General features: G+C 59.1%; 6 protein-coding genes. 4 read left to right on the top strand and 2 right to left on the bottom strand.

The window, feature by feature from the left end; translation table 11 throughout:
• Nucleotides 1–42: 42 nt before the first annotated feature.
• Nucleotides 43–582: a hypothetical protein gene (locus J2741_RS04340; RefSeq protein WP_209673796.1), complete on the bottom strand. Its 540-nt coding sequence runs from the start codon at nt 580–582 to the stop codon at nt 43–45.
• Between J2741_RS04340 and J2741_RS04345 the strand changes: the two genes are divergently transcribed.
• Nucleotides 581–6,898: a DUF2341 domain-containing protein gene (locus J2741_RS04345; protein WP_209673797.1), complete on the top strand. Its 6,318-nt coding sequence runs from the start codon at nt 581–583 to the stop codon at nt 6,896–6,898. The two genes, J2741_RS04340 and J2741_RS04345, sit on opposite strands and share 2 nt — an antisense overlap.
• A 294-nt stretch (nt 6,899–7,192) precedes the next feature.
• On the opposite strand, the gene J2741_RS04350 is transcribed toward J2741_RS04345, so the two are convergent.
• On the bottom strand, nt 7,193–11,911 hold the full coding sequence (locus J2741_RS04350; RefSeq protein ID WP_209673798.1) for a hypothetical protein: 4,719 nt from the start codon (nt 11,909–11,911) through the stop codon (nt 7,193–7,195).
• A gap of 759 nt (nt 11,912–12,670) precedes the next feature.
• Between J2741_RS04350 and J2741_RS04355 the strand changes: the two genes are divergently transcribed.
• From J2741_RS04355 to J2741_RS04365, 3 genes are read left to right on the top strand one after another with little or no spacing between them, the layout of a single operon-like run.
• The gene (locus J2741_RS04355) at nt 12,671–13,099 is read left to right on the top strand and encodes a DUF4418 family protein (protein WP_209673799.1); all 429 of its coding nucleotides are present in this window, start codon (nt 12,671–12,673) and stop codon (nt 13,097–13,099) included.
• Nucleotides 13,092–14,300, top strand: coding sequence for an ABC transporter permease (locus J2741_RS04360; protein ID WP_209673800.1), 1,209 nt, complete (start codon nt 13,092–13,094; stop codon nt 14,298–14,300). The genes J2741_RS04355 and J2741_RS04360 overlap by 8 nt, the downstream gene beginning before the upstream one ends.
• Nucleotides 14,297–14,983 carry an ABC transporter ATP-binding protein gene (locus tag J2741_RS04365; protein ID WP_209673801.1) on the top strand — a complete coding sequence of 229 codons (687 nt, stop codon included), beginning with the start codon at nt 14,297–14,299 and terminating at the stop codon, nt 14,981–14,983. The genes J2741_RS04360 and J2741_RS04365 overlap by 4 nt, the downstream gene beginning before the upstream one ends.
• Nucleotides 14,984–15,018: the final 35 nt, after the last annotated feature.

A 15,018-nucleotide genomic window follows, 5' to 3' on the forward strand; every position in this document is an offset into this window, starting at 1 on the left:
TTCGTTTGATGTGCCCGGAATAGACTGAAACGAATCTACGTATCATGGAGATCTCGTCTGCTTGAACCGTATCGCACTGGATACCCAGGGCACCCCGGGTGTCCATGGGAGCGAAGAGGACTGCGGAGAAACGAACGGTGGGGGAATGACAAAATCCGGGAGAATTCCGGCAGACCGGGACAGAAGAGAGGACCATACCCCGAAGATCCTGCGTAGAACTTCCTTCATCCATGACTTTTTTGTTATAGGAGATAAAACCCTATTGATCCTGATGGGAAGAGAAACGAGGGGTATAAGGAACTGTCTTGTCTGCTTCATCGCATTGCTGCTGCTGTTATCTATGGGTGGGGTTTCTCTTGGAGAAACTCTTTCGGATACGCCTCCCGGGTCAATCCCTGGTGCACTCTTACCCTCCATACCCGAACCAAACACTACCCCCGCCCAGGAACTCACGCTTCCTGTAACATCAGAGACCTCCATCCCCGTGACCCTGTCGGCATCTCCGGTCACCGAAGGATCACAGGACCTCGATATCACTCCCTCTTCAACAACTCCATCATCACTTCCTCCCGATTCACTCATGACCCCTGACGAAGGGTCCTTCGGGTCACCGGCATACGCACCTGCGGAGGTCTTGGTCAGGTTCAAACCGATTACCGGGGTCACGGCAAATCAGAAAAAGGTCCGTTATGCAGCCACCCATTCTTTTGCCGGAGGCGAGCCTTCAAAGGATTTTTCCAACGCAGGACTTCCCGATCTGCAACTGGTAAAATTAAAGGAGGGGGTAAGCGTTGAAGATGCGGTAGCCGCATATTTGCAGTCGCCCGATGTCGCCTACGCTGAACCAAATTATCTGATCACCGTATCGCCTGATACCCCGGTTTCGATCTTCGCCATCCCGGACGGACAGGATTCACCCGTAAACGATCCCTGCTTTCCCCTCCAGTGGGGTCTGATGAATACAGGACAGGTGGTGAATAATGTATCAGGGACCCCAGGGGACGATATTTCTGCACCCGGCTCCTGGAAGGTCAGCACGGGGTCCCCCTCCGTGGTAATCGCGGTCATCGACACCGGGATAGATCTCGCCCACCCGGACCTTGCCCCCAACATCTGGACTAATTCTGGAGAGATCCCGTCGAATGGCATCGACGACGACCTCAACGGCTATGTGGATGATGTCCATGGATATGACTTCTATGCAAATGACGCGCTTCCTTCAGACGAAAATGGACATGGATCACATTGCGCAGGGATCATCGGGGCCACCGGAAATAACGGCCAGGGAATCACGGGGATCGGCTGGAACGTAAATCTTATGCCGATCCGGTTCCTGGGTCCTGACGGATCGGGGACGATCGCCGATGCCATCGAGGCGATAGGGTATGCAAACCGGATGGGGGCGGATATTATCAGCCTCTCCTGGGGCTCTCCCGTGAGGGACCAGGCACTGGATGAAGTACTGTCGCAGTCAGGCGCACTTGTGGTCTGCGCCGCGGGTAATTCGGGTGCAGATATCGATTCTCTTCCTTATTATCCAGCCTCGTTCGGAAGTCCCAATATCATCTCCGTGGCCGCGACCGACCAGGATGACAAACTCCCGGTATTTTCAAATTACGGGGAACAATCGGTTGACATCGGGGCCCCGGGCGTCAGCATCCTGAGCTGCACTCCCGGTGCGTCATACTCCTATATGTCCGGTACCTCAATGGCGGCACCATTCGTGGCGGGTGTAGCAGGACTTCTGAAATCTCAGGATCCGGCGCTCACTCCGGGCGAAATGAAGGAACGGATTCTCTCAGGATGCACTCGTGTGTCTTCCCTTGAAGGAAAGGTGGCGTGTGGCGGACGATTAAATGCTGCCGGGGCCCTCGAGGTTTCCACCGGAACAGGATCCGCGGTGCCTGAACCGACCGCGACGCCCACGGCCACGCCTCAGCCGATCTCCGATATGCCGTCGATCGCCCCGGAAAACCCTGGGTTCACAGAATATCGCGAGTCTTCCGCTCTGATGTCGACCGGACAGGACTCGACCCAGGTGAGCGAAGGGTTCAGGCCCTCCCCGGTGGATAAAACCGCCATGACGGGGGCATCACTGGAGTTCTCAGAAGTCCAGATATTTTCTCTCCCCGACTCATACGACCTCCGGACGGAGAACAAAGTCACCAGCGTAAAAAACCAGGGCTCGTGCGGATCCTGCTGGGCGTTTGCGACATTCGGATCCCTCGAATCGGTGCTCCTCACCTCAGAGTACCGGGACTTTTCGGAGAACAACCTGAAAAACACCCATGGATTCGATTACGGGTCCTGTTCGGGCGGCAACTTCGATATGTCGACCGCCTACCTGGCACGATGGAGCGGGCCGGTCAACGAGACCGATGATCCGTACGACCCGTATTCCTCAACATCGCCCACAGGACTCACGTCCCAGAAACAGGTTCAGGAAGTCTTCCTCATCCCTGCACGCAGCGGTCCGCTGGACAACGACAACCTCAAGACTGCGGTGATGCAGTATGGTGGAGTCGCGACTGCATTTTACTGGAGCAGCGCGTATCTCAGCGGGTATAACTACTATTATTCCGGTACAGCATCCGAGAACCACGCAGTAACAATCGTGGGATGGGACGACAACCGGGCAATCTCCGGGGCCCCGGGCCCGGGGGCTTTCCTGATAAAGAACAGCTGGGGGAGCGGATGGGGTGATGGAGGGTATTTCTGGATCTCTTACTACGATTCGAGGGTCGCAAAACAGAACATGCTGGTCACATCCGAGCCGCGGGGAACTTATGAAGCGATTTACCAGTACGATCCCCTCGGATGGACCGCCCAACTGGGATACGGTTCAACGACGGCGTGGGGCGCCAACGTGTTCACTTCAACCGGAAACGAACATATCAGCGCGGTAGGATTCTATTCGGAGGTGCCCGGCACCCAATACCAGGTCTACATCTATAAAAATCCCACAAGCGGCCCCCTCAACCCTGCAGGATACTCCGCCTCAAAGACCGGAACGATCGCGATCCCCGGATATCATTCAATCAGCCTGGACGAACCCGTGGAGATCGGTACAGGTGAAAAATTCTCCGTTGTTGTACGGCTGACCACCCCCGGATACGTGTACCCCCTTCCCATAGAGAGACCCATCACCGGGTACTCGAGCGCGGCACGTGCATCGGCGGGACAAAGTTACGTGAGCTCATCCGGGTCTTCGTGGCAGGACCTTTCAACGCTGTACGCGAACACGAACGCATGCATCAAGGCATATACCGCAAAAAGCAGTCTCCCGGTCGCTGACTTCTCCGGTAGTCCCAAAGAAGGCATAGTCCCGTTGACGGTGACCTTTTTCGATTCATCGACCGGAAATCCCACATCATGGAAGTGGGACGTGAACGGAGACGGTGTGACCGATTTTTCAACGAAGAACTGTTCTTTCACGTATACTACTCCGGGGGTCTACACGGTAAAGCTGAACGTGACCAACCAGTTCGGCTCATCCGAAATAGTAAAAACAGGGTATATACGAGGGATTGCCGCTCCTCCCTTCCCCGAGGGCTGGACCTATCGGAAGCTGCATGCCCTGGCAGGGTCGTCTTCCGGCGACCAGACCGATTACCAGATCAGATTTATAGTGCATCGCATAGCCGGTACCGACCTGGGAGAGAATGTGTATCTTGGACCCGATGTGAAACCTGACTTCTCCGATCTCAGGTTCACCACGCTCGACAACGTCCCGGTACCATACTGGATCCAGGAAACCGGGTCAGACTATGCGATCGTCTGGGCTAGGATCCCGTCGATCCCCTCTACAGGGACACAGGTATATCTCTATTATGGCAATCCCTCCGCTTCTGCAGTGAGCAGTGGGGAATCTACCTTCGTCTTCTTCGACGATTTCAACGATAACCACCTTGATTCCGCGAAATGGACCGGTGTTGCCTCGGGAGGTTCCTCAGCGATGGTTGAGCAGAACCAGCGCCTCGAAGCCCGGTCCGACGGCACGAACCGCCCATATATCCGGAGCATCGGTACCTTCTCCGCGCCCTATGCCCTCGACTTCTCCGCACAGAAATCCGAGGATATCGAGACTGCCGTTCACTGGGATGGGACAATTACCGGGACGGCCGACGTCATCACGAACGGCTATTACGCTCCCTGGTACGTGTCATGGAACACCCCGAGCACCTTCCGGATCACGAGGTCCGCCGGGGGATCCCGAACCGATCTTTCGAGTGTGGCGGCATCCCTTGATACCGCCTGGCATTCCTATTCGGTCAGAATGTTGCCCCAGGGCATCTCGGTATTCTTTGACGATGTTTCCCTTATGAGTGCTGAGACCTCCTGGAGGACTTCAGGCTATATCGGACTTTCCGCAAGAGAGAGACCCAGCGGCACAACAGCGTCCTATGATGACGTGAGGGTCAGAAAACTGGTGCCGGATGAGCCCGATCATGCAAGCTGGGGATCTGCCGAGTATCATCCGGTGCCGCCCGTCGCATCTTTTTCCGCCGAACCGCGTTCCGGCGAGGTCCCTCTGACGGTCAGGTTTACCGACACTTCCACCGGGAACCCCACGTCCTGGGCATGGGATGCGAATGGTGATTCGGTGATTGACAATACCTCGCGGAACTGTACCTTTACCTACACGAATCCGGGGAGCTATTCGGTCTCCCTCACCATAAGGAACGCATCAGGGTATTCCAATACCACGGTAGTATCCAACTATGTGACTGCTTCCCCCCCAATGCCTTTCCTCTCTGGCTGGTCCAACCGCAAAATTCATACCATCACCGGATCGCCGGCCGGCGACCAGACCGATTACCAGGTCAGGTTTAAAGTGTATCGCACGTCGGGAAGTGACTCGGGTGAAAATGTGTTCCTTGGATCCGGCGTAAAACCTGACTTCTCCGATCTCAGGTTCACCACCTCCGACAACACCCCGTTTCCCTACTGGATCCAGGAGACAGGATCCGATTATGCTCTTGTATGGGTCAGGATCCCCTCAATTCCCTCTGCAGGTACGCAAATTTATCTCTATTACGGCAACCCGTCCGCACCTGCAGTGAGCAGCGGAGAATCAACATTCGTCTTCTTCGATGATTTCAACGACAACCACCTTGACTCCGCGAAATGGACCGGTGTAGCCTCGGGAGGATCCTCGGCGCTGGTCGAACAGAACCAGCGGCTCGAAGCGAAGTCCGACGGGACAAACCGCCCCTATCTCAGGAGCATCGGCACTTTCTCCGCGCCCTATGCCCTCGATTTCTCCGCACAAAAATCAGAGGACCTCGAGACTGCCGTCCACTGGGACGGCACGATCACGGGAGTCGCCGATGTCATCACGAACGGATATTACGCCCCATGGTACGTGTCCTGGAACACCCCCACTACGTTCAGGATTACCAGGTCTGCCGGAGGGTCGAGGACCGATCTTGCGAGCGTCGCCGCATCTCTCGATACGGCCTGGCATTCCTACTCGATCAGGACCCTGCCTTCAGGGATATCGGCATACTTCGACGATTCTCTGCTGCTCGCAAGTTCGGACACTTCCAGGACTTCGGGCTATTTCGGGCTCTCCGCCAGGGAAAGGCCCGCTGGGACCACCGCGTATTATGACAACGTCCGTGTGAGAAAATATGTGGCAAACGAACCGGGGCATGGGTCCTGGGGAGCGGACGAGTACCATCCTGTGCCTCCCGTCACTTCATTTTCCGCGGAACCACGGTCAGGCGAAGTACCGCTGACAGTCTGGTTTACCGACACTTCCACCGGGAACCCCACGTCCTGGGCGTGGGACGTGAATGGCGATTCCGTGATCGACAATACCTCGCGGAACTGCACCTTTACGTACTATGACCCCGGGAGTTATCCGGTTTCCCTCACCATCACGAACACAACGGGATACTCCAACACCACCACGATATCCGGGTACATCACCACGACCCTGCCACCACCCTTCCTGGCAGGATGGTCCTACCGTAAGGTACACAGCCTGACCGGGTCGTCATCCGGCACCCAGAGCGACTACCAGGTCAGGTTTAAAGTATACCGAACGACCGGTACCGACTCGGGGGAGAATGTCTACCTCGGATCAGCCGTAAATCCGGACTTCTCTGATCTCAGGTTCGCCACTCCGGACGATATCCTGATGCCGTACTGGATCGAAGAAAGGGGATCCGATTATGCTCTTATATGGGTCAGGATCCCCTCAATTCCCTCTGCAGGTACGCAAATTTATCTCTATTACGGCAATCCGTCCGCACCTGCAATGAGCAGCGGGGAATCTACATTCGTCTTCTTCGATGATTTCAACGACAATCAGCTTGACTCCGCGAAATGGACCGGTGTTGCCTCGGGAGGATCCTCCGCGCTGGTTGAACAGAACCAGCGGCTCGAGGCAAGGTCCGACGGGACAAACCGCCCCTATCTCAGGAGCCACGGTACCTTCTCCGCGCCCTATGCCCTCGATTTCTCCGCACAAAAATCAGAGGACCTCGAGACTGCCGTCCACTGGGACGGCACGATCACGGGAGTCGCCGATGTCATCACGAACGGGTATTACGCCCCATGGTACGTGTCCTGGAACACCCCCACTACGTTCAGGATTACCAGGTCTGCCGGAGGGTCGAGGACCGATCTTGCAAGCGTCGCCGCATCTCTCGATACGGCCTGGCATTCCTACTCGATCAGGACCCTGCCTTCAGGGATATCGGTTTACTTCGACGATTCTCTGCTGCTCGCAAGTTCGGACACTTCCAGGACTTCGGGCTATCTCGGGCTCTCCGCCAGGGAAAGGCCCGCGGGGACCACCGCGTATTACGACAACGTCCGTGTGAGAAAATATGTGGCGAACGAACCGGGACATGCGCTCTGGGGAAGCCCGGAGGACTACAATCCATAATCCTTTTTCGGAGACGAACCCGGTAACCCGGAGACCCGGGAGCGCGGCCGTCCGGTTTTCCAGGCCCCCCCTTTAACAGGTCAGCACCCCCGTAAGACGGCAGTATCATGATGAATATCAGGGGATCCCGGGAGAAGGAGCATTTCTCCTCAATTTCATATCCCCTGGAATGCTATGCTGCACGACGTTGCTCTTTTTCGAGCTATACCGGGCGTTGTACGCATCCCGATCAGGGAGATTTCCGATATAAATTACTGGAAGCGCGATGGGAGAACAAGAAAAAGGGTTCCGGGGTTATATCCAGACCCCGGTGACGGGTTTGTCATTCGTCTGCCCGTAGTTGATTGTGGTATAGGTTGTTGCTGCGGCGGTATTTGCAGGCCTGAGGTAGAAGATGTGGGTCGACGGCCTGAATAAGCCTACCTCGGTGATCCCGTCCGCGTTCCAGTCGCCGCTGATGGGGAGATCCGTGCTCGATCCCATGCCGAAGGTGATCTCCGGAGTTGTCGGGTAGTTCGCGGGCCTAAGGTGGAAGTACCTTGTAGAAGGTGTGTAGGTCCCCACCTCGGTACGTCCGTCGCCATCCCAGTCCCCGGTAACGGGGAGATCTCCATTCGTACCGAACGTTATCACGGTATAGGTCGTTGCCCCGGCATTGTTCGCGGGCCTGAGATAGAACGTGTGGGTCGACGGCCTGAATACGCCTACTTCGGTAATCCCGTCGCCGTTCCAGTCGCCGCTGATGGGGATATCAGTGCTTAGTCCCATTCCGAATTGGATATAGGGGCTTGCCGGATAGTCCGCCGGCCTGAGGTAGAAGTTGCGGTTGGACGGCCGCCAGACCCCCACCTCGGTGAGTCCGTCCCCGTTCCAGTCGCCACTGATGGGAATATCCCCGGTAGATCCCATCAGGATGGTGATTTGAGGTATCGTCGGGTATCCTGTGGGCCTGAGATAGAAGTTGCGGTTGGACGGCCGCCAGACTCCTACCATCGATGCCACGACGACCGGAGCTGCCCCGATCTGAGCGACGTTCGAGGGCGTGGAGTTCGTCTCTATCTGGGGGAACCCGACCGAGGGTGCAGGATAGGTGAAGTTGTCCCCGACAAGGTTGGCGGAGAGCGTCCTCCAGTAGTAGTCTGTGCCGGGTATCCCCGTAGTATCAATGTAGCTCACATTGCCTCCCTTCTCCGGGCCGGTCGTGGACTGGAGCGCCGCGATGGGGGTCCACGGTCCCGAGGAGTTGGTGCTCCGTTCCACGTAGAACCCTGTCTCGCTCAGGGAGTCGTCTGTCCAGGTCAGGTTGACCGCGGAGGCGTTCACCTCGGTGGCGGTGAGATTGACCGGCGGTTGCGGAGGCACTACGAACGGCATGGAGTGCATCATGTCCATCTCCTCGTGGGAGAGGATGTGGCAGTGGAAGACGTACTCGTTCCCGAAGTTGACCAGGTGGTTAAACACCGTTACCGGGTTGGCCTGGGGATCGAAGAAGCCCAGTCCGCCCGGGGCCCCTATTAGCTGCTTGCCGATAGGCTCTGTCGGTGCGATGGGCCTGATGCTGTTCGGCAGGTCGAAGGGCAGCCGCATCTGGATCGGCCGCATGGCTACGATTGTGTCCTCGAGCGGGTGGATCTTGATCGTCTCCTTCCATCCGAGTTCGTTCGCGTCTGGGGGATAGATGAACCCGTCCCACCCCACCCGGTTGATCAGCTGGAGGTTGAACAGGTGCCAGTGTAGCGGGTGGGTGTCCACCCCATTGTGGGTGATCTTCCAGATCGTGGTCCCGTCACCGAGTTCCCCGATCTGCGTACCGTAGATCGTGTCGTTGATGAAGTCGATGGGCGGGCTCATGTAGCTGTAGAGCAGCAGGTTCTGCTGGTTGTTCACCGCGACCTGGAGCCCCAAAAGCCCGCTCATCCGTCCGTACTCGTCATATGCCTCGCCCATCTCGTCCTGGATGGACTTCGGGGCGAGGGGGAGGGTCACGGTCTGGCCCATGAGCGTCTGGAAGGTCGTCGAGGTCTGGAAGATCCTCACATAGGTGTCGGCGGGGAAACTTGCGTCGTAGGCAGTATTGTACCGCGAATCAGGTATGATGATATCATCCTGATCGGTCTCGAAGACTCCGTTCTTTCCGGAAGTCTTTGCAAAGACCGCATTCAGGGTGCTGAGGTCGTAGGGATCGGCTACCGGTCCGGGAGCCACGTTGATCTGCATGATGGTGCGGGTGTTCGGCCCATACCCGGCCTGAGTGGTGGGAGTGCTCCCGTAACTGGTGCCGTCGGGGTTCCCGGTGTAGTAGTCATAATGCGGGTCGAGCGCCGGGGTCGGCGCCGGGGCGTCGTTGTAGAGGATCAGGGTCTTGCCCGCGTACTGGGAAAAGTCGACGATCACGTCCGCCCGCTCTGCAGGCCCGAGGAAGAGCGAGTGCAGGTTGACGTTCCCTGCGGTGAACAGGGTCGGGTCGACGACCCAGGTGATCGGCTGGTTCGGGACCACCACCGGGGCGGGCAGGAACCCACCCTCGGTCCCGACCTGGATCCACGAGGGGCCTATCGTGGTGGGGTCGGGGACTCCACCGGCCCTCCCGTCCGTGGGCCAGTCTGCCGGCCAGCCGGGCGTGACCGCTGCGGGGACCATCTTCACCTCGGTGTTGATCCTCCCGTCGGCGGTGACCACGTCGGGGTCGGCGACGTACATCTGCAGGTTAAAGAACCGGTCGTCCGCCGCGTTCAGGATCCTGAACCGGTAAGCCTTCGGTTCAACGGTGAGGTTGGGATACACCGCACCGTTCACCAGCGGGGTGTCCATGAATGCCTCCGCGACCGCGGACGGGTTCGGGGTCCCGGGTATCATCGGACCTTCCCAGGGGGCCTGGCCGTAGTACGGGTTTGCCACCGGACCGTATGCGGTACTCGTGGGGGGCCAGAACCATGGACCGTAGGCCCACCTTCCAAGTGCGTTCACCCCGTCGACCACGTAGGGGTTCGCGGCAGGCATGTACACGTGCGGCCACCAGAGGTCGCCCGTCCTCGGCACGGGGGGAGTGGTCCCCCAGTTCCAGGTGGGGTCCTGGACCGCGATCGTGTCCGCGTCCACGAAGGTCTTGTCCTGGATGACCAGGGGGATCCCGATATCGGGGAGGACTGCGGCATGCGTCGGGTTCACTCCCGTCAGGTCGGTGCCGTTGATCAGGTCCTGCTCCACCGCGTCCGTAATGAGGTAGGGGGATGCCATCCCGGCATAGACGTTGAGACGGGTGATGGCGTGGGCGTGGTCATGGTAGAACATGAGACGGGCGCTCTGCTGGTTGGTGTAGTAGAGCGTCACCGCGCCGTCGCCGGGGTCAGGCATATCCGGTACGTTCCGGACGCTCACCCCTGTGGGATAGTCGGTGTTCTCTCCGGCGGGCGTGATCCATTGGAGCGGAGTCCCGTCGCTTATCCATGGGGTCACTCCTCCATGGAGGTGGATCACCGCCCTGTTCTGGGTATAGTATATGGGTTTGCCCGGACTGGTGTTCATCTCCAGCGGGCCCATCCCGGCGCCCATCAGGGTGAAGTCGACCGGGAGGAAGAGGTCGCCACCCGCGTTCGTGGGAAGGTTGTTGGTGAACTTGATCCGGACCGGCCGGTCACTCTGGGCGATGATCGTCGGGCCAGTATAGCTGAACCGGTCGACCGCCGGGTCCCCGCTATTGGTCTGCCGGTACCCTCTCAGGGTGGTCGGGGGGATGTCGGGGTGGAGTTGCTCGATGTACTCGCCGAGCTCGATCTCGTAATAGTCGGCACCCACCAGGGAGATGTCCTGGATTACCCCTCCGGTCACGTTCGCCTTCCCGATCGCGTTCACCGTGGCGCCGCCGCCGACAAAGCTTACAAATGGATCATCCGAGTACCCGCTCCCTCCGTCGGTAACCGTGACTGTCGTTACCTTTCCCCCGGAGATCGCCGCGGTGGCGGTCGCGTTCGTCCCGGTGGGGTCAGTGATGACCACCTGCGGGACAGAGGTATACCCGTTTCCTCCGGCAGGATACGTGGTGGTGTCGGGCACGGCGATAATCACGTACTGCCCGAGGCTGTTCTGGTTCGCGGGACCGATTCCCGGCATCGAGTCGATGAACTTCCTGATCCCGCCGAAGAATGGTCCCCCGATTGTTGCGGCCGCCTCGGCACCGTTCCCGGTTCCGTCCGGGTCAACGACGGTGAGGAGCGGTGCGGAGTAGTTCACGCCCCCGTTCACGATCGTAGCCCCGGTGAGCGTCCCGTTGATAAGCACCGGAGTGATGTTCGCCCCGGACCCGGTCTGGTAGAAGTCCGTGACGTTTATCGTGGTATTTGCGGAATAATTGACTCCTCCGCTCACGATGGTGATGTTGGCGATCGGACCTCTCGGCATCGGGCTGTTGGCGTAATTCGGGTAGGGCCCGAAATAATGGGGGATTCCGCCCGGGTCCATCTGGGCGAGCACCTGGTAGGGTGCCCCCTCCGGCTGCACGGAGTTATACAGTTCCCAGAACCGATCCGCGGCCGCCTGTCGTTCGGGCTGCGAGACGACCTGGCTCGTCCTCAGGTTGAACTGGCTGTCCGGGTCGGTACTGGCCCTGATAACTCCGGGGATATCCGGGAGGGTCGCGGAAGGCGTGACCGCCGCGAGCGTGTCCGTGACCGGCGGGACTGCGGTCAGGACCTCTTCCGGCGTGGGAGGCACCGTTGTCTCTTCGGTCGTCAGGATTGCGGTCGTCTCTTGGGTCGTCGGGACTGCGGTCGTTTCCTCCGTTGTCGGGGTCGCGTTCAGCTCCGTCGTGTTGCTATCAGGGTCGAGGACGGTATCGTTCACTATCCCGGTCGGGGCCGGGCTCACGTCCGTGTCATTACTGGCGGTCACGAACCCGATGCTTACAATTGCTATTGCACACAGGACCCCGAGGGTGAACCATACCCCCGTATTTCCTGCCCTGACCCGCCGGCCTCGTTGCGGGCCCCGTTTCTTTTCACTTCTGATATCTGACATGGTATCCCCATTTCCACCAATCATCCGGTGCTTATCTTCTTCTCATATGTTGCTATGTTGGATCAGGAGTGATCCTTGCTCTCGTCGTTCTCTGATCAAGGATATAATAATATCTAAACCCGCAGCAGAGATGGTTCAGGAAGCGTCTTCTTATTTTCATCAAAAAGCCCTGAACAGATAAAATGAAGCACTTCTTTAGAGAGAAAAGAAATTCCCGCCCCGAGTGCTTTTTCCATTGGCGGGCATTAATAATCCGGCGTTGTCGAGAGCCATATCGATCCCGGGCGAACCGTCGGGTTTGTAGTACAGGCGGGGTGTTGGATCCATATCCCGGGGCGGGCACAGCCTTCGGAAGTCGCGGGAGGAGGAGGGCGGATCCCCGGACCGCTATACCCTGCCTACTTCTTCTCCCGCAATTCCCGGCGCTCCTGCTTCTTGTTCTACAGGAACGTTACTCAACCGGGATGAGATGCGGAGTACCGGGATCACCTACAATTCCGGAATGTCACGGCCTGGTCTCTTGACAGTGACGTCTCTCCAGGCCGGGGGCGGTCAGGTTCCGGTACCTGAACTACGTCGTCTTCATGGAATCAGCGTTCCTGTGCGACATGCCTGAATACGCGTCCCCGAAGTATCCCGATCGGGAGGATAAAAAAACTCAGTGTCAGAAATCAGATTCCCGCGTTTTTAAGTGGATTCTGGCAGATCCCTGTCCATAATGATAAGATTAATAAGTGTCCCCGTCCATGAACACCTTTCATGAGTTCGGACAAGATGATTAGCGGGACCGGCGCATTGCTGGTCATCCTCGGCATCCTGGTAATCCTCACCCCATGGGTGCTTTTCCCGGTGTGTGAGGTGGAAGGACTATACCTCAAGACCGCTTCGGGCGTCCAGATGCCGATGAAGTGCGGATGGACTGCCAGGGCAGAGACCGGGATGGGTGCACTGATCGTCCTCGCGGGAGGGATGCTGATCGCCCGTCACACGCCGGAGACGCGGCAGGCCGTGGGGGTGTTCACCATCGCCTTCGGTGTCCTGGTGGTGCTCTTCCCGACCTTCCTGATCGGGATGTGCGCCCTCGCCGACCATCCCTGCAGGCTGACCACCCTCCCCGCCCTCGAGCTCCTCGGGGTGATCGTCGTCATCGTCGGAGGGTTCCTGCTCTGGAAACGAGGGAATGAGTAGCCCCCCCGGGTTCCATTTTTTCAGGTTCGTATTCCGGAACCTGGCCAACCGCCCCTCACGAAACATTGCGACGGTCTTCGTGTTCGCACTGGTCGCGGGGATCCTGTTCTCGTCCCAGTTTCTTATCGCGGGTGCAGAGCAGAGCCTGGACGCGGGGATGTCCCGTATGGGGGCGGACATCCTGGTCGTCCCGGAGGAGTACGTCCTCTCCGGGGAGTCCATTCTCATCACTGGAGAGCCATCCAGCTTCTTCTTCGAGGACACCGGGTACGAGAAGATCGCCCGCATCCCCGGAGTCGCGAAGGCGAGCCCGCAGATCTATATCGCCACGCTGTTCGCGTCGTGCTGCGCCGCCCCGGTCCAGATGATCGCCATCGACCCCGCGACCGACTTCACCGTGGCAACCTGGCTCCTGGACCACAAGGTCACCATGGGGAAGGACGAGATCATCATCGGGAGCTCGATCATCCAGAACCCGGGGAACGACCTGATGTTCTACGGCCATAACTTCCATGTGGTGGGATGGCTCGAGCCGACCGGGATGGGGATGGACAATGCGGTCTTCACCAGGTTCGAGGACGCCTACGTCATGGCGGACGAGTCCGGGGAGAAGGCGGTGCAGAAACTCACCATACCGGAGGGGATGGTCTCCGCAGTAGTAGTAAAGGTCGAGCCCGGCGCCTCTGTAGACGAGGTCGCCCGGGAGATCCGGCGGCAGGTGCCGGGGACAAAGACGATCGTGCACAGCGGGCTCCTCAGCGCGGTGAACGCACAACTGGGCGCCCTTACCGGGCTTCTCTTTGCCTCGACGCTCGCGGTCGCCGTCGTGGCGGTCCCCCTCCTCGGGGTCGTGTCCGCCATGACCGCCCACGAGCGGCGGAGGGAGATCTCGGTCCTCCGTGCACTCGGGGCGGGAAAGGGGTTCGTTGCCCGGCTCATGCTCGCCGAGGCGTTCTCCCTTGCACTCATCGGCGGCCTCATCGGCATCGCGACCTCCGCAGGCCTCCTGGTGATCTACCAGGATTACCTCATGCACAGCGTAAAGATACCGTTCATCATTCCTTCCCCCCTTTCGGTGCTCGCGGGCGGGGGGATCGCACTGGCCCTGGTCATAGGGATTGCAGGCATATCCTCGCTCTACCCGGTGCTTCGGGCCACCCGCCTCGAACCGTACGAGGCCATCAGGAGGGGAGAACTGTGATAGAGGTACGCGATGTATCCAAGATCTACCGGACCGGGGGGGGCGAGGTCCGGGCGGTGGACCGGGCGAACTTCGTGATCCGGCCGGGAGATTTCGCACTTATCCTCGGGAGGTCCGGGAGCGGGAAGTCCACGCTCCTCGGGATGCTCGCCGGGATCATCCGCCCCACCCTGGGGACCGTCCTGGTGCGGGGCGAGGACCTCGCCTCGCTCTCGGACGACCAGATCTCCGGGCTCCGGGCCCGGGAGATCGGGTTCGTCTTCCAGTTCTCAGGACTCCTTCCGACGGTGACGGTGCGGGAGAACGTACTTGTCCCCACTCTCTTCTGCCGGGGGGGGCCGGGATGCGGCGACCGTGCCGCGGAGATCCTCGAGTTGGTGGGACTTACAAGTCGGGTCGACGCGTACCCCCGCACGCTCTCGAGCGGGGAGATGAAGCGGGCGGCGATCGCACGGGCCCTGATCAACGGTCCGTCGATCCTTATCGCGGACGAACCGACCGGGGACCTCGACGCCCGCACCGAGTACGAGATCATGGAGATCTTCCGGGAGCTCAACCGGGAAGGTACGACGATCGTCATGGTCACCCACAACCCGGACCTGGTCGCCTACGGAACCCGGGTATTCGACATGGAACAGGGTGTGATCACTGAGCGATCCGGAGGTGCCGGCCATGCCGGGTGAAGTGGAAAAAAGACATCACGATCGCTCCGGCGGAG

The organism is Methanolinea mesophila (assembly GCF_017873855.1).
Classification (GTDB): Archaea; Halobacteriota; Methanomicrobia; order Methanomicrobiales; family Methanospirillaceae; genus Methanolinea_B; species Methanolinea_B mesophila.

Excerpts from the sequence above, each read along its gene's own strand:
- J2741_RS04345 (WP_209673797.1), top strand. The coding sequence starts at position 581 with ATGACCCCTGACGAAGGGTCCTTCGGGTCACCGGCATACGCACCTGCG.
- J2741_RS04340 (WP_209673796.1), bottom strand. The coding sequence starts at position 582 with ATGAGTGAATCGGGAGGAAGTGATGATGGAGTTGTTGAAGAGGGAGTG.
- J2741_RS04355 (WP_209673799.1), top strand. The coding sequence starts at position 12,671 with ATGAGTTCGGACAAGATGATTAGCGGGACCGGCGCATTGCTGGTCATC.
- J2741_RS04360 (WP_209673800.1), top strand. The coding sequence starts at position 13,092 with ATGAGTAGCCCCCCCGGGTTCCATTTTTTCAGGTTCGTATTCCGGAAC.
- J2741_RS04350 (WP_209673798.1), bottom strand. The coding sequence starts at position 11,911 with ATGTCAGATATCAGAAGTGAAAAGAAACGGGGCCCGCAACGAGGCCGG.